18 protein-coding genes are annotated in these 15398 nt (G+C 49.4%); 7 read left to right on the top strand and 11 right to left on the bottom strand.

Annotated features, from left to right (window positions below):
* Positions 1-1002 precede the first annotated feature (1002 nt).
* The 4 genes from PHF39_RS11735 to PHF39_RS11720 form a co-directional block, all read right to left on the bottom strand.
* Positions 1003-1281, bottom strand: a complete 279-nt coding sequence (locus tag PHF39_RS11735; RefSeq protein ID WP_300224321.1) for a hypothetical protein — start codon at positions 1279-1281, stop codon at positions 1003-1005.
* 69 nt (positions 1282-1350) lie between these two features.
* Positions 1351-1575: a hypothetical protein gene (locus tag PHF39_RS11730; protein ID WP_300224319.1), complete on the bottom strand. Its 225-nt coding sequence runs from the start codon at positions 1573-1575 to the stop codon at positions 1351-1353.
* Between the two features lie 551 nt (positions 1576-2126).
* Positions 2127-2813 (bottom strand): hypothetical protein, encoded by a 687-nt coding sequence (locus PHF39_RS11725; RefSeq protein WP_300224317.1) that lies wholly within the window; start codon positions 2811-2813, stop codon positions 2127-2129.
* 34 nt (positions 2814-2847) lie between these two features.
* Positions 2848-4125, bottom strand: coding sequence for a C39 family peptidase (locus tag PHF39_RS11720; protein WP_300224315.1), 1278 nt, complete (start codon positions 4123-4125; stop codon positions 2848-2850).
* Between the two features lie 593 nt (positions 4126-4718).
* Here PHF39_RS11720 and PHF39_RS11715 point away from each other — a divergent pair.
* Genes PHF39_RS11715 through PHF39_RS13985 form a run of 3 tightly spaced genes read left to right on the top strand, consistent with a single transcriptional unit; the run spans position 4719 to position 5380 of the window.
* Complete coding sequence (locus PHF39_RS11715; protein WP_015285564.1) at positions 4719-5042, top strand: nucleotidyltransferase family protein; 324 nt, start codon at positions 4719-4721, stop codon at positions 5040-5042.
* On the top strand, positions 5032-5232 hold the full coding sequence (locus tag PHF39_RS11710; RefSeq protein ID WP_300224310.1) for a HepT-like ribonuclease domain-containing protein: 201 nt from the start codon (positions 5032-5034) through the stop codon (positions 5230-5232). Before PHF39_RS11715 ends, PHF39_RS11710 begins: the two co-directional genes overlap by 11 nt.
* A gap of 7 nt (positions 5233-5239) precedes the next feature.
* Entirely contained in the window at positions 5240-5380 is a 141-nt protein-coding gene (locus PHF39_RS13985) for a HepT-like ribonuclease domain-containing protein (protein WP_366144244.1), read from the top strand.
* A 423-nt stretch (positions 5381-5803) separates the two neighbouring features.
* Here PHF39_RS13985 and PHF39_RS11705 read toward each other — a convergent pair whose 3' ends face one another.
* The 6 genes from PHF39_RS11705 to PHF39_RS11680 form a co-directional block, all read right to left on the bottom strand.
* Entirely contained in the window at positions 5804-6049 is a 246-nt protein-coding gene (locus PHF39_RS11705; protein ID WP_300224307.1) for a type II toxin-antitoxin system MqsA family antitoxin, read from the bottom strand.
* On the bottom strand, positions 6046-6918 hold the full coding sequence (gene dinD, locus PHF39_RS11700) for a DNA damage-inducible protein D (RefSeq protein ID WP_300224303.1): 873 nt from the start codon (positions 6916-6918) through the stop codon (positions 6046-6048). The genes PHF39_RS11705 and dinD overlap by 4 nt, the downstream gene beginning before the upstream one ends.
* 259 nt (positions 6919-7177) lie before the next feature.
* On the bottom strand, positions 7178-7765 hold the full coding sequence (locus PHF39_RS11695; RefSeq protein WP_300224301.1) for a hypothetical protein: 588 nt from the start codon (positions 7763-7765) through the stop codon (positions 7178-7180).
* Between the two features lie 59 nt (positions 7766-7824).
* On the bottom strand, positions 7825-8169 hold the full coding sequence (locus PHF39_RS11690; RefSeq protein WP_300224298.1) for a hypothetical protein: 345 nt from the start codon (positions 8167-8169) through the stop codon (positions 7825-7827).
* 491 nt (positions 8170-8660) lie between these two features.
* Positions 8661-9965 carry a PQQ-binding-like beta-propeller repeat protein gene (locus PHF39_RS11685; RefSeq protein WP_300224295.1) on the bottom strand — a complete coding sequence of 435 codons (1305 nt, stop codon included), beginning with the start codon at positions 9963-9965 and terminating at the stop codon, positions 8661-8663.
* 18 nt (positions 9966-9983) lie between these two features.
* Positions 9984-11174: a C39 family peptidase gene (locus PHF39_RS11680; RefSeq protein WP_300224292.1), complete on the bottom strand. Its 1191-nt coding sequence runs from the start codon at positions 11172-11174 to the stop codon at positions 9984-9986.
* A 590-nt stretch (positions 11175-11764) separates the two neighbouring features.
* On the opposite strand from PHF39_RS11680, the gene PHF39_RS11675 reads away from it, so the two are divergent.
* Both PHF39_RS11675 and PHF39_RS11670 read left to right on the top strand, forming a co-directional pair.
* Positions 11765-12088: a nucleotidyltransferase family protein gene (locus tag PHF39_RS11675; protein ID WP_300224289.1), complete on the top strand. Its 324-nt coding sequence runs from the start codon at positions 11765-11767 to the stop codon at positions 12086-12088.
* Positions 12078-12416: a DUF86 domain-containing protein gene (locus PHF39_RS11670; protein ID WP_300224286.1), complete on the top strand. Its 339-nt coding sequence runs from the start codon at positions 12078-12080 to the stop codon at positions 12414-12416. The genes PHF39_RS11675 and PHF39_RS11670 overlap by 11 nt, the downstream gene beginning before the upstream one ends.
* 481 nt (positions 12417-12897) lie before the next feature.
* On the opposite strand, the gene PHF39_RS11665 is transcribed toward PHF39_RS11670, so the two are convergent.
* Complete coding sequence (locus PHF39_RS11665; protein WP_300224284.1) at positions 12898-14058, bottom strand: WD40 repeat domain-containing protein; 1161 nt, start codon at positions 14056-14058, stop codon at positions 12898-12900.
* A 304-nt stretch (positions 14059-14362) separates the two neighbouring features.
* Here PHF39_RS11665 and PHF39_RS11660 point away from each other — a divergent pair, with 304 nt between their 5' ends.
* Both PHF39_RS11660 and PHF39_RS11655 read left to right on the top strand, forming a co-directional pair.
* A complete protein-coding gene (locus tag PHF39_RS11660; protein ID WP_300224282.1) occupies positions 14363-14599 on the top strand; it encodes a hypothetical protein in 237 nt (78 codons plus the stop codon).
* Positions 14600-14736: 137 nt separating this feature from the next.
* On the top strand, positions 14737-15243 hold the full coding sequence (locus PHF39_RS11655) for a hypothetical protein (RefSeq protein ID WP_300224280.1): 507 nt from the start codon (positions 14737-14739) through the stop codon (positions 15241-15243).
* The last annotated feature ends 155 nt before the right edge of the window (positions 15244-15398 follow it).

Genomic DNA, 15398 nt, shown 5'->3' with positions numbered 1-15398 from the left:
CTTCTTTTCGTGGAACAACCCCCGGCTGTCCACAATGTGCAATTTATAATGATGATATATATATGATTTCTGTCCCAATCAGCTACACGTTCGAAGATACGAAAGGTACCCGGTAAGAAAAGGAAAACGAAATGAGCCGTAATTGGCTTGAAGAGATCTCTCCCGGCGTAAGTGATAACCTGCGCGGGGAAATTCGTCACTTTTTATCTTATCATTCTGTTTTTCATTTGATGCAGGCTCTCCGACCCCCCTCACCACATCCTCGGCCAGCACCCCCTCCGCCCTCAGCCAGCACAAAGCCCTCCGCCCGGATAGGGCGATGCCCACCCCCTGCCCCCCATCGGAGAGTCGATCCCGGAAAAGCCCCATTCCCTCAAACCCGCACCTCCTACCCCTCCGGCCCCTGCGTTATGCCTCTGTATTAGCGCTATTTGCGTCCGCGTTTCTCCGACGAAAAAAGTGTTCGGGAATGGGGACTTACGCCCTCATTTTCAGCAATTACGCCCGCTTTTTTTGGATTTATGCCCTCCGGGGGTTTTGGGGAATGGATTTCTCCGTCGGAGAGTCGATCCCAAAAAAGGGGATTTTCCCCGCTCCCCGCCTCTCATAGCCCGATCCCTCCTGCGATCCGCCGCTGTAACTGTGCCATACCTGGTTGGTGTTTTACCGATGGAAAAAGCCTGTAAAATGAGGTATAATGGCTGCATTTTCACGAAATGTCGAACGTCATCTGACGTGAGACACGAGAAGACGATAGTCTTCGAGTCCTAGTTGCCGGGGCCGGGAAATATGGGCAATCCGGGCGCTATGCGGGGCCAGATTGGCACAGCCCGAAAAACGGGGTTCCGGCAGGGGGTGCTCCGGCCGCCCTTTCCCTCTACACTTTTTGCAACGGCCTCTCCACTGAGCACCCGCCCAGCACCCCCTCCACCCCCCGGCAGCATAAAGCCCCCCACCCGGCCAGACACTATGACAGAACTTGCGAATAAAAAGAGATGAACGCTACTTCGAGAAATAGCGCCCATATCTTTTGTGTGCCTGTTCGATCGTCATCAGGTCAAGCACGTTCACGAGTTTTTCTTCCTTATGGATTTTGAAAATAATCGTATATGTCCGCCCGATGTGCATGCGATATACCTGGAATTTTGCATTCAGGCACTCCACACCGGGTGCGCTGTACGGATCTTCAAGTTTGCAGAGGTGGCTGAAGATATGTTCCCGGATCTTTTCCGGGAATTTTTCCAGAGTCTTCAGGACACCTTTCTCGATTTGTACTTCCACGGCGATACCTCTGAAATTCTTCGTTCCATTGATCCCTGTTTTTCAGAGGAGTTAATGCCAACAGGCAATTCATTTCAGATTTGGGATTTTCAGTCTCTTTGCAGCATCCTTCAAGCTGACAAATTCACCGTTCTTTTCGATTTCCTCAATGTGGGCCAGAAAATCACGTTCCTGCTTGAGTGCGATCATCTCCGCTAGGAGCTGGTCGTACGTCTGCCCGTGTTTTTTTAAGCCCGCGAGGGATTCCCAGATCTCCTCCGTTACCGGGATTCTTTTATTTGCGACTTCTGTCATGGTGGCTCAGCTCGGTTCTTTCGATTAGGCTAATTTCAGTCAAGGGTACAACCATCGTACGTTTCGTTGCATTGCCTTCTTACAGCCTTTTGTTCTACAACAACGTTGAGCTTTGATCACGTCAGTTTTACTAGGCTAATTTCAGTCAGGGATACAACTGTCGTACGTTTCGTTGCATTGCCCTCTTACAGCCTTTTGTTCTACAACAACGTTGAGCTTTGATCACATCAGTTTTACTAGGCAAATTTCAACCAGGGATACAACCATTGTACGCTTCGTTGCATTGCCCTCTTACAGCCTTTAAAATTTTATAAGCACTTACAGTATTGTAATTACGTTAAAATAAAGATTGTGCCATTAGCCACCTCCCCTTTATCCGTTTGAGACGTGATTGGCTCAACAATAACCGGCCGCCCCCTCTCCCCGACCCCGTCCGGCAACGCCCTCTCCACTAAGCACCCACCCCCACCCCCTCCGCGATCAGCCAGCACAAAGCCCCCTGCTCGCATAGGGCGATGCCCAGCCCACCCCGATGAGAGGGGTTTGCACACTTAACACTCCAGATATGACTTAAACGTGAACAAGACGTTTGGATCCAGGTTCAATTCACGTAACAGGTTCTCCCTCTCTTCCTTAGCCCGGGGTGGCTCAAGACCAACCGGATATACTATCTTTGTTTTATGCAGGGAGATGTTGTAATGCATAATCTTGGAATAAAGATCTGATTTTGCCTTTTCAGAGCCAAATAACAGGATTACTGGAATTGAAATTTTTCCATTGACATCCTTCCTTGACGGTTCGATAAACTCATACATTGGTGATGAAAAACCGATGCCCGGTGAAGTCTCGTATAAAAGAAATGAATCCGGGAGTGTTGCGTTTTCTGTTTTGTTAATGAGAATATAATATCCGAACGCATGGGATGAGTAGGTGTGTACGTTTTCCGGATGTGAAACGTTATATCGTGTAAGCAAGGTGAATAGCTCGTCATCGGACATACTCTCGTTGACAAGAATGCCCCCAATCCAGTAACCAGACTGATCTGATTTTTCCTGCCACTCGTCCGTGGATTTGTATGATATCTCCCGGCACGAAGATATTCCTTCATGGGGAGTTGGGGTGAGATTGTTGGGATGATGAGTGGCATCCATCTGAACTGGTTTTATTGGTGCTATGAAGAGTACCACTCCGGTAATACAAATCAAGAGTATCAGGAGTATCATACCGGTTTTGAACATTTGTTACGCTCCGTTCAGGCAATCTAAAAAAAAATTAATTTATTTTTATATGATTGTTATAGAATTGGGGATTTAATTCATTAAACCATTCCCAGTATTCCGATCCTTGGCCCAGCGGTGAGGGATCTTTGAAATAGAGATAGGTAAATCCATTGGACGGAGATCGGATATAGCCGATAGCGGCCTTTGCATGGATTCCGGTCCCTACTTTAAATGGGCGATTTTCATCGATCTCTTTCTTGCTGTCATCCCAGTTAATCGTGTAATAATCACGGGAACCAGTTTTTCCCAATCCTCCTGATGCGATTGATCCCGTATAATAGTTCAGTTCTTCATTGATGGTTGCACCTCTATATGGAATGGATACCGGAATTCCCATCCGAGTGGCAATTTGAGTCTGAGTTCGTGACACTCCATAATACTGGGAGATCATCTTGGCAGTACCAACAGTACACCATTCAGTCGTTTCCGCACCGATTAGGGGGAATGAGGATAGAACCCGGTATTCGGACGCGGCTTTTAGAGAAGTCAGTTTTGCTGTATATTCTTGGAGACGTTTTTCTGTTATTTCACCACTCATGTCAGTCGTAAGATACAAATTCGTTTTTTCCGTTTCGGTTACATATTGATCATATTTTAACCAGGATTCAATGAATTCGGTCTTTTTATCATAAGGATATGTTTCATAGTAAGAAACAATTCCCTGGTCGCCCTCAAATTGAGGAGCTTTTTCCGGAATGATCGAATAATCATATGCGTCGATTATTACGTTTTGCTGAATATTTGTGAGATTATCCGTGTAATATGCTATCATCCCTAGGTTGGGATATGCATAGCTGACAAGCTGAGTTGTGATGGTTGTTGATGGTTTTGCATTTTTTTGCGCTTCAGCACGGGATTTCTTTTCCAGTTGATTCAGATTAATTGATGATTTTCCAGGCCCGATAGTAACGACCGGGTTTCCTAATATTTTACTTGCGGCAATTTTTATCTCACCGATCTTTCCGTTGTTCTTTTCGATGGTAAAGAGATAGAATAATCTCGTGCCGTCAATATCGTAAATAATCAAAGGATCTGGTTTAATTTTTCCTCCAATCCAGATTGACTTATCCCCGAGTGCACCTGTGCTCACAAATTCCAACAGGGCATAAGATGCCTGGGACTGAGCTCTATCTGCAGAAACATAATTCTCTTCAATGATCGGACGTAACTCCTTCATTTTCTGATCTTCCGCCGCGCTCACCAAAGGTACCATTGCCATCCCCGCTAACAACAGCGCCAGCAGGACGATTACTGTTTTGTGTAGGTTCATGCTTCTTCAACTCCTCGCATTTTTCCATGCGCTTCGCTCGCCGGCATGGGAAACCTTCATAGGATCGGAAGATAACAATCTCATGCCTACGGGCGGGACCGGGTTCAACACAGGTTTGTCGCTTGGTGAGCCCGTCCTCTTCTTTTCGTGGAACAACCTCCGGCTGTCCACAATGTGCAATTTATAATGATGATATACATGATTTCTGTCCCAATCAGCTACACATTCGAAAAGACGAAAGGTACCCGGTGAGAAAAGGAAAATGAAATGAGCAGGGATTGGCCGGAAGAGATCTCTCCCGGCGTAAGTGATAACCTGCGCGGGGAAATTCGTCACTTTTTATCTTATCGTTCTGTTTTTATTTTGTGCAGGGTTTCCGGCCGCCCCCTCTCCCCTCCCCGGGCAACGGCCCCCACACTCCACAACCGGCCAGCACCCCCGCCGGCACCGGGCAACACAAAACCAATCGGTCGGATATGGCGGTGCCCAGCCTGCCCCCTTCGTTCGAGACTTCACGATACCGGCCCAGCATTCCTGTCCTCCCCATATCCTTATAGTACCCGGATGTCCAATTCCATATAGGAAGGAACGGCATGCCCGGACTCATCGCAAGGCCACGGAGGAAAAGCCCGGTGATAAAAAAACTGGAAGCAGCAGCTCCGGCCATCCGCAGTACGTTTGGGGTGACGCGGATCGGGATCTTCGGCTCGTTTGCCCGCGGTGAAGAGACAAAGAAGAGCGATGTTGACGTTGTCGTGGACTTTGCCGAAGGACACGCTACCCTGAAAAATTTTGTTGCCCTTGCGGAGCGACTGGAAGCCCTGTTCATGAGGAATGTGGATCTCATCACGGTCGAAGGGATTGACAAGTACATCCGGCCCCGAATTGAGGCCGAGGTGATCTGGATTGAAGGATGACAGCGTCTATCTCCGGCATATCCTTGACGAGATCGCGTTCCTGGAACGGATAGCGAAAGATCGGACCCTCAATGATCTCATCAATGACGATTATTTCAGCCACGCAGTCCGGAGTGCGATTGAAGTAATCGGCGAAGCGGCAAATAATGTCCCTGAGTCGGTAAAAGGGGAATACCCGGATCTTCCCTAAAAAAGAGATGGCCGCCCTTCGCAACAGGATCATCCATGGGTATTTCCGGATCGATTATTCAATTGTCTGGGATGTCATCGTCAACGATCTTCCTGAAGTGAAACCAGCGATTTTTACAATTCTCCGGGATATGGATCAACACTCCTGAAAACCGGCAGAAATTACCGATTCAGGGTGATACTATTGTCAGGCTGGGGATCGTCTCGCAAAAAATTCCGGCCACGATTCGTTTGATCCTGCTCACCAACCCAAACGCGAACATCCTTGCGAACAAAGTTTTCCATACGATCCGTGAAAAAAATTCCGGGTTGACTCTGCAAATAATTTCAAACAACGTCCGGCAAAATTTTTCCGGCAAATCCCTGTGCTCAAAATGTTCCGACTCATCATCTCTCCTTAACGCCACGACTTCGCACCCCACAGAATCCGGTTGTTCAATCATCCAACCAACAACATATTATCAAATTATATCTTTCATTAGACAATGAAATTCACCGCACTCCTTCCCGGCTCGTTCAAGCCCGGGAGAGCGGCCCCGGTCGTTCCGGCCGCCCTTTCACTTGCAACAAAACTATCCCTTCAACGATACTTCACCGGCAGGGAGCGGGCGCATGCAGAGTTTCTTCTTGTGGGCATCCCGCATCACGCCATCGATTTTCCGGGAAGTATCGGCTGTGTAATATGCCTCACCACACTGCTCGCAGACATAAGCAGGGACATCCTTGATCACGATGACTTCACCGGCAGCATGGGTAAGAAATTCCGTTGTTCCCTTGCGGAGTTTTCCTTTACAGAAGCTGCAACGATCCGGAATCATGGTTTACCGCATCTCTCATCCGGTGATGATGAAACAATTTTCCCCGAGCGTCCGGCAATCGTCTTCTCCTGTGATTTGACCCTTCGCTCCAGTTTTACGAGATCTTCTTCCGGTGGCAGGGCTTCAGGACAGATTCCCCGTTTCAGGAGAAGGTCCCGGACGTCCTGGTTGTTCTGAACATGTTCGGTCGTGATTGGATCTTCCCCATGGATATCCTCCTTGGAGACATTGAAATTCGTGATCTCGGTTGCGAGGTTCTTGGCGGTGATAGTAACGGTCGGGAGAAAATCCGCAAGAGGCCTGCTTTGAGGAACTTCGAGGCGCTCCTTCATCGCGTGGGTGGAGTGACCGCCAAACAGGGCTTCGTCCCCTTTACTGCGGATACGGGCAAAACCCGATTCATCCACGCCCCGTTCGTAGATATTCCGGGATAATTCTTTTTCGGAATCCTTCAGGTGTTTCCTTGCTTTCAGTCGCTCGGAAAGCCGGATGTGGTCTTCGATGATCTCCTGCTTTCGGGTCTGCACTGCGAAATAACTCTGGGCAAACGCGATCTCTTCCTTACGCGGGTCCCCGTTCTGGGCGATGAGGTAACAGGCATAGCGGGTGAGCAGGAGATCTTCGATCTTCCTTTGCGATCCCGATCCGAGGAGAACCATTTTGTTGGCGTCAACGAAATGGTCTGCTACGGTATTACCTGAAGATGTACAGGACTCTTTTGCTTTTTCGATAACGTTTAAAAAATTCCTCCATTCATCGTACCCGAGAAGGCCCTGCAAATCACGGGCAAACCAGAACTCTACACCATCCTGCACGTGGACGAAATCCTTAAAATGTTTGTGAAGACGTCTGATGATGGCTGGTTTCATAGTCCCGGTCCCTGAATGAAATATTATTCTCTATCGATATATTCCAGAATACTGGCACATATATTCTGCCTGCGCAGGGTGAAACTAATCCCGCCCCCCTCAGAGATCCGCCGCAGGAGGGCCCCCATCCATCTCCTCGTGACAATGGCCCCCGTACCCCTCCCCGGCCAACACCCCCGCCGGCACCGGGCAGCACAAAGGCGTTTGCCCGGGTGTGACGGTGGCTCCCTCTCCTTGCTGATATAGGTAGGCACCCGGCCTACTTCACGATCATAGTGAGGTTGAACGTAAGCATTCCGTTTTCTTCGGGTGTGAGGACAAGTTTTCCGTTCAGGACCGATGTCCCCGGGCTGACTGCACGGTACCTGGCCCGGTAATTGCCGGTGTTGTTCCAGAAATCGCCACCAGAGGAGTACGCGCCGGCATTCAGGAGTTCAATCCCGCATCCGGACCCCTGGACGATCCAATGAAAAGGCTGGCCTGATGCATAACCGAGATTAATCTCAACAACATCTCCCTTCTCAAGTACGATAGTCCTGCCGGATTCGCTTCTGTTAAAGGAATACCGGATCCCGGGCATCGGGTCACGGATTGGGATGGACGTATCGACCGGTACGGGAATTATTGGAGCAACATCCGGGGGACTGCACGTGGGTACAGTATCCTGCACGGAACCAGGTACCAGCAAAGTCGGTGTGGCTGGCGGAATCAGTGTTGTTATTGCGGGGGCTTCTGCTTCCGGAATGATTGGACTGCTCGTTGTCGGGAACGGGGTTTGTTCAGTCACGCAACCTCCGATAAGTGCCATGCCGATGAGGATAATCGTTAATGAGAATCTTCCCGTCATTTCGCATTCCTTACTTTGTTCACCAGATCCATGTGTAACTCATCGTCCATTGTGTTCTCTCAGGAATGGACCTTCCCGTCATCAGATATTGACCCGGTCCGACCGGTAAAGAGGTACCAGGGATTCCCCTCCAGCGCAATGATCTGCCTGAGATCGGCTGAACCCGCTGAAAGGTTGTTCTCCCCGACCAGGCCAAAGTATTCGATGAAACAATCGTCCCTGCCCGGCATGACCGCTTTTTTTATGACAAAGAAATACCCTGCCGTATCATTGCCCTCGAACGTTGTACCCTCCAATGTTGTTGGCGAGGTTTGTCTGCCCGAATATTCCCAGGACTGAATCTCGGTCGTAAGATTGAGCGCGACAGGTGTAACCTGTCCACCGGCTTTCAGGTACCTGGACAACTGCTCTTCCGATCTGTTACAATCCTCCGGATTTTCGAAATACCAGATTGCAAAAACGCGGGGCTGGTTCGTTCCCGGTTTCCGGAACACGGCATAACTCGCAGTCGCATAACCTGCAGTCTGAGTCAGGGACGGAAATTGCGGGTAGTTTCCTGAGTTCCGCTGGCTGATACAGAGATCAGGTCCCGGGGGATTCGCACGATCCGGCGAGTCGCAACGATGTCCCACGTTCCAGATAACCCCGGTGGAAAAATCCTGGTGCTGCGGCAGTCCGGGACCGATTGGGTGGATGAGGATCGCGAGAAAAAAAATGAAGAGCAGGATAAAGGGTATCGTGCCCCATATGATCCATCTTTTCAGATTTTCTGTTTCTTTCAAGGTTTTTCTCTCCTGTTCTAAGTTTGCTGTTCCGGGCCCAATCCAGAAATCGTTGTCATGGGAATATCTGTTGTCAGGAAATTGTGGTGCTCAACACCCCGGAACGCCGGGTATTATTTCCCCTTATTCACAACCCGGTGGAGAATGGAGCACACGCCCAGTGCCGTTATAACAACAACTTCCGGAAACGGGGTGGAGGTTACCGGCAGACCTGCAGGAGATGCCGTGTCCCTGACAGATTCCTGGTATGGTTTTCCTGTCGTCATGGTAAAAAAAGACATTTTTTGTCCGGTACTGATGACGAACGATCCGGTCCCGGGAACTGCTGAAATAAACCGGACCCCGCTGCCGGCCTGAACGGTTCCAAGATTCTCTCCGGTTGCAATCCTGTACAGCGTAATATTCCAATTCCCTCCCCGTGCAAGGACATCGCCGGTATCGGATACTGCAATTCTCTGGCCGGGTTCTCCGGGCAAAGAGACAATCTCCTGCATCTTCCCATCCAGAGCATAGACCCGCCCTTCGGAAGTTTCCACAACAAGCCGGGTACCGTCATCTGAAATATCCAGTGCTGTTCCGGCACCGGGAAACGATCTCTCCCCGGTCATTGTCCCCGTACGGTTGAACATCATGAGATTGCCGAAACGTCCCCCGATCACCGCAATCACGGACCCGTTTCTGCTGACAGCAACCGTGTTCTGACCCCGCGTCTGGTATTTCCCGAGGATCGAACCCGTCCCGTCAAGGAAAAACAGGTCGTACGGGCTGAGCCGCTCACCGTAATGTATCCATGAATCGTAGTTGCTGTCTCCCGCCGCAACAAGGGTACTTCCATCCGCTGATGCAGCAAAGGAAAGCACAGGGGCGTCAACAACGGTTGTCCAGCGTACCGATCCGTTCCTGTCAAGACCGATGATTCTCCCGTCTTCTGTCCCGACAACGATATCACCGGTGTTCGGTAAAACAGCGGAAGCAAGGGGCGGCTGGTATGTCACATAATCCCAGACAATCCTGCCGGACCTGTCATAGAATGTCACCTTGTTTGAGGTGGTATTGGATACGGACCCGTGACAACAGCCCGGGACCAGCTGAGTGATCACAATGCCAGTTCCATCGGGAACAGGAGTGATAGATGAAACCCAGGGGATTTTTTCAGCAGTGAGTGTTTTGTTGAAGAGAAGCGTTCCGTTCCCGTCATAAACGAAAAAATCCGGACTATACGGGTAATTCAGGGAAATGAGCCGACCTTCTTCCGCGACATGCAGTACCGGGGAGAGATTGGCCGGATTATCTGAAGGAACGAGCGGGACTTCCCATGCAGGATGTAACGGGTATTCAAGCCCCATGACCGGAAATGGGGTGATCAGGAAAGCAAGGATGAAAAAAAAGAAGAATGGTGTTATTTTTCCAAGCATCATCGTTCGTCCTGTGACCGTTTAGTTTCTGATGAAAATAACTCCTTGCACCGGATTTGATCCTGACAGGAAGGTATTCCAGTTTTCCCAGTACGGGGATCCCACATTGACCGGGCCTGGATCGTAGATATACAGATACTGTGATGATGCAGACGAATACGAATACCCGGCAACAGCACGTGCGTGAAGGGACAATGATTCATAGCGGCTTGCATGCTGGGGGCGGTTTGCGCTCAGATTGCTAATAAAATCATCATACGAGAACATGCCGGTATACCTGAGTTGGGAATTCGGTTTTCCTAATCCGCCGGATGCCGTAGATAGCTGATAATAATTCGAGAGGGTTTCCTGGAGTGTGGCACCGTTACCGGGGTTTGATATTCCCATGGTACTGGCGATTCCGGATTGTGTTCGCGAATATCCATAGTATCCGGATATCATCTGGGCTGTCGCAAAAGGACACCACCCATTTGCCTGCTGAGCATAAAGGGGGAATCCGCTCAGAGTCTTGGTCGCCCCTGCTTTAACTGATAATACGGTCTGCCGGTTCATGAGGGAATCCTGTTCGGATTCGGCATTTGCAATACGGGTGCTGATATCCGACGAATGGATCCCGTTATAATAGGAGACCTGTTTTGACTCCGGAATAACTGAGAAATCATACGCGTCCAGTATCAGGGTTTTTTCCTTCGATCCCGGCGCAGAGAACCTGAATAATATCGCCATGTCGGGATAATCATAACATACCAGAGTCATTGAGTTGATTACCGTTCCCTTGTATTCTTTTTCGATGATCTCTCTGGCGTGCGTTTTGGCGGAATCCAGATCGACAGGTCCGGCGCCGGGGCCGATCGTGACAATGGCACCCCCGACAACCTTGCTCGCTGCGGCCTTGATCTCACCGATTCTTTTCCCTTTGCTCTCAACAGAGAAGAGATAGAATAGTGGTTTTTCGTTGAGGTCATAGATAATGTCTGATTTGGGATCTACGGTTGCCCCGTCCCAGTTATTGTCAAGTGCACCTCTGCTGACAAAATCTTCGACCGCAGCACGTGCAGACTGGAGAGCAGTATCCTCTGAAATAGCATTTTTATCAACAAGCGTTACTATATCCGATGCAGATGAGGCCTTATCGGCATTCACCATCGGTACCATTACCATCCCTGCCAGCAGCAACGCCTGCAGGATGACAAACGTTTTACGTATGCTCATTTGTTCTCACCTTTTTTGATAGCCTTCGCTCGCCGGCAGGGGAAAACCTTCATAGGATCGGAAGATAACAATCTCATGCCTACGGGCGGGACCGGGTTCAACACAGGGTTGTCGCTTGGTGAACCCGTCCTCTTCTTTTCGTGGAACAACCCCCGGCTGTCCACAATGTGCAATTTATAATGATGATATATATATGATTTCTGTCCCAATCAGCTACACGTTCGAAGATACGAAAGGTACCCGGTAAGAAAAGGAAAATGAAATGAGCAGGGATTGGCCGGAAGAGATCTCTCCCGGCGTAAGTAAAAACCTGCGCGGGGCAATTCGTCTCTTTTTACCTTATCGTTCTGTTTTCATTCTTTGCAGGGTTTCCGGCCGCCCTCTACCTATACACTTTTTGCAACGGCTCCTCCACGGAACACCCGCTCAGCACCCCCTCCGCGATCAGCCAGCACAAAGCCCCCTGCCCGGATAGGGCGGTGCCCAGCCTGCCCCCTTCGTTCGAGACTTCACGATTCCGGTCCGGTATTCCTGTCCTCACCATATCCTTATAGTACCCGAATGTCCAATTCCATATAGGAAGGAACGGCATGCCCGGACTCATCGCAAGGCCACGGAGGAAAAGCCCGGTGATAAAAAAACTGGAAGCAGCAGCTCCGGCCATCCGCAGTACGTTTGGGGTGACGCGGATCGGGATCTTCGGCTCGTTTGCCCGCGGTGAAGAGACCAAAAAGAGCGATGTCGATATCCTTGTCGATTTTAAGGACGGGTACGCAACGCTCCGGAATTTCGTGAGACTATCGGATTATCTTGAAACGCTGTTCCGGCGCAAAGTCGATCTTCTGACGGAACCTTCGCTCTCCGGACTCATCCGGCCTTATATCGAACAGGATGTGATCTGGATTGAAGGATGACCGGGTCCTGGTTACTCACATTCTCAATGAGATACAATTTCTGCAGAAGATCACCAATGGGCGGAACTACGACGATCTTCTCTCAGACCAGTATTACTCGCATGCAGTCATCCGTGCGATCGAAGTAATCGGGGAAGCGTCTAAGAACCTTTCGCCGCATCTCAAAGAAGAACATCCCGGTATTGCATGGCGGGAAATTGCCGGTATGCGGGATAAAGTGATTCACCGGTATTTCGAGATAAACTGGCAGATTGTCTGGAGTGTCCTTACCGATGATCTGCCGGTTCTTGAAACTGAATTCTCCGCACTTTTAAAAGAGATCAGCTAGAGACGCAAAAAAAAAATGAGTAATCAATAACCGTCATGCCCATCATCGTGCGGGCACATCCCCAACCTCCCTCATCCCCTGCCTGAAATTTTTCAAGCAGGATTCGGTTGTTCCGGATCAGTAAATCAAACGTGATCACGATCGCGATGAAAATTTTTCAAGCAAGGTCCGGCAAAATTTTTTCTTGCAGAGTCTGCTCAACACCAGATCGAGCAGGGGCTGCTCAACATTTTTCATGCAGGGTCTGCAGAAAAAAACCGGAACACGTTTCGACGGATGTGTAAGACACTAGTGTCCGGTTATTACAGATCCGGTTATCTTTTTTTAAGCAGGATCTGGTTGAAATCAGGTCGAGCAAGGTCTGCTCACATTTTTTTAAGCAGGGTCTGGTTGATCCAACATGATGCAACAGTAATGAGCAAATGTAATAACTCGCCATCAACGTATCAAAACCTGCGAAAAAATGCCTGGAAAAAGAGAATTATTTGACTCCGAGAAATCTGAGGATGCTGTCAATCAACTGTTGGAGAACGTCCATCTGTTTTGACTGTTCAGCGATTGCTACATCCTGTTCTGCAATCTTGCTTTGCATTACTGCGGTTGTTTCCGGAATTATTTCCTGATTTCCTGATGAGTACATGCTGACAGATCCATCCCAGTTTCCCATTGCAACATACAGATTGTTGGATGAAACAACGATTTTTTTAAGAACGCCCCCGGTCCCTGTAACAAATTTTCCGGAAAGTATCCCGTTACGGTCGAACAGATAGAGATCGCTTGATCCGGCAGCAATATAATTACCATCTGGCGAAATCGCAATGTCGAGCATGCCAGCGTCGGTGTTGTACTTCCAGATGAGTTGACCATTTTTGTTGAGATGATGAATAACAGCGCCTTTCGTGCTTTGTTCACTGATTGCGATATGCTGATCATCGGCAGAAATTGCAATGCCCATTCTCGTTATTCCCATCGTGTTGTATTTCCAGAGTTGTTTCCCCTCATGGTTCAGGAGGAGGATGGTTCCATCCGTTAATCCAACAACAATATACTGTCCATCTGATGAAATTGCTACAGCTTTGATATTCTGATCGGTATTGTATTTCCAAAGGAGTGCCTTCTCACGATTAAGAAGAATGACGCTGGTGTCACTCCATGCCCCGTCCCCGAAAACAACGTATTGTCCATTGGCGGAGATGGCCGCCAAGCCCGTACATTCGCCAGTATTATATTTCCATAAGAGGTTTCCCTGGCGATTAAAAAAGTACACATTATTTTCTACAGGTTCCTGGGTATTAACCAGAAACCACGATTTGTTCCCTGCACTTACAACGCCATATTCTCCATCTGGTGTGATCGCAACGTTTGCGACACCGGCGCCTACAGTATTTTTCCCAATAAGTTTCCCATTTTGATCAAACAAATATACGTGGTCGTCATTTGAAAATGTACCAACAAGAGTATACTGGCCATTTGATGAGATTGCAACATCAGCTACGACATTTTTGTTTAAGGAGGAGGATTTCCACAACAATGCAGGTTGAGTATAGTGATCGACTGCATTTACGGGATGAATTAATCCCTGCATAATAAACATAAAAAAAATGCAGATGAGAAAGATTCCTGGTAATGGACTTTTTCTCATCGGGGAGTATCTTTTAATGAAATTTTCAATAAACAAACAATCATCTCATTGTCAATCATAATCAAAAAAAATAAAAACATGCCGATTTGTGTGAACTTCGACAACCATGCAAAACAGCTTGAATCCCTGCTCGCTATTCACGCAAGTCTGCCACAACTACACAATCCGACGAACAAGGTCCCTGTCGCCCCCACTATGAGCAACCGCCCACACGCAGGACGGGCAGAGGGCGATAGATGTATCTCTATAACAGTATTTTTATTCTCCTGCAGGCAGTACGTATTCTCATACGGAAGTGGATACCATGGAGAACGAACCAAACGAACCACAACAAAAATGCTGGTGCGACGTTGGGCACACGATGAAACATCATGCCTGCCACGGGTCCGGGGGCGCCCTGTACTTCGTGGGCTTCCTTGGCGCCCTGTACTATTACCTCACAACGGCAACGAGCTTCCTTGCAGGAGTGATCGGCGTTGTGAAAGCGCTGCTCTGGCCGGCGTTCCTGGTCTATGGCATGCTGAAATATCTCGGGATGTAACGCCAGGCACCGGGCCATCCGAAGGACAAACGGACAGGGCGCGAGTCGTGCACCTCCTGTATTGCACCACCCCATCCCAATACCCCTGTTTTTTAAAAAATCCGTTTTATACCTTCACGGCGCAAACGTACGTACCGATGCTCACCCGCAAAGTCACCCCGGAACTGGTCAGCACGTGGAAGGAAACGGCAAAGACGTACCGGCCCCTGCTTCAGCCCAACAAAAAAACCGGTCCTGATGTCCTCGCGTATCTCACCGGCAAATATCCCGTGCGGGAACTGACCTCGGATGCCCTGCGCGATGTTGTTGAGGACAATATTCTCTCAAACGAGTGCCATGCACGGAAGATGCCGGCGGGGATAACTCCCGAGGTACAGGGTTTTGTCATGGAAAACACCGGGACAGGAAAACACCTGTATGAAAACCAGGACGAAATGTTCCGGGGAAGGGCGATTATCGGTGCAGTCGAACTCCAGTCTGCGTACTTCATGGTCGAGGGGAGCAGTCTCCTGTGGGACGAGCTCTTCGCGTTCCGCGGGCTGGACGTGGAGGACCTGGGGAATTATTATCTCGTGGCCGAATACGTAGCCTGCCTCCGGCGGTTCGATCTGCTGGACCAAGTCCCGGCTCAGAAAGCATTGTGACCGAACATTCCCGGGCTCATGCCTGCCTGTCGGGAGTCAGCACGATGATACGAGTGCGGCAGTGCCGGCAGAAGACGGTCCGGGGTCTCTGCCTTCAGGACACAGGTTCAGGGACCCCACCACGAAGGATCTACCGTGGCGGCAATTATTTTATT

The sequence above is a fragment of the Methanoregula sp. genome, from assembly GCF_028712425.1.
Lineage (GTDB): Archaea > Halobacteriota > Methanomicrobia > Methanomicrobiales > Methanospirillaceae > Methanoregula.
The sequence above is the reverse complement of the archived record's forward strand: the minus strand, read 5'-3'. Positions and strand labels throughout refer to the sequence as shown.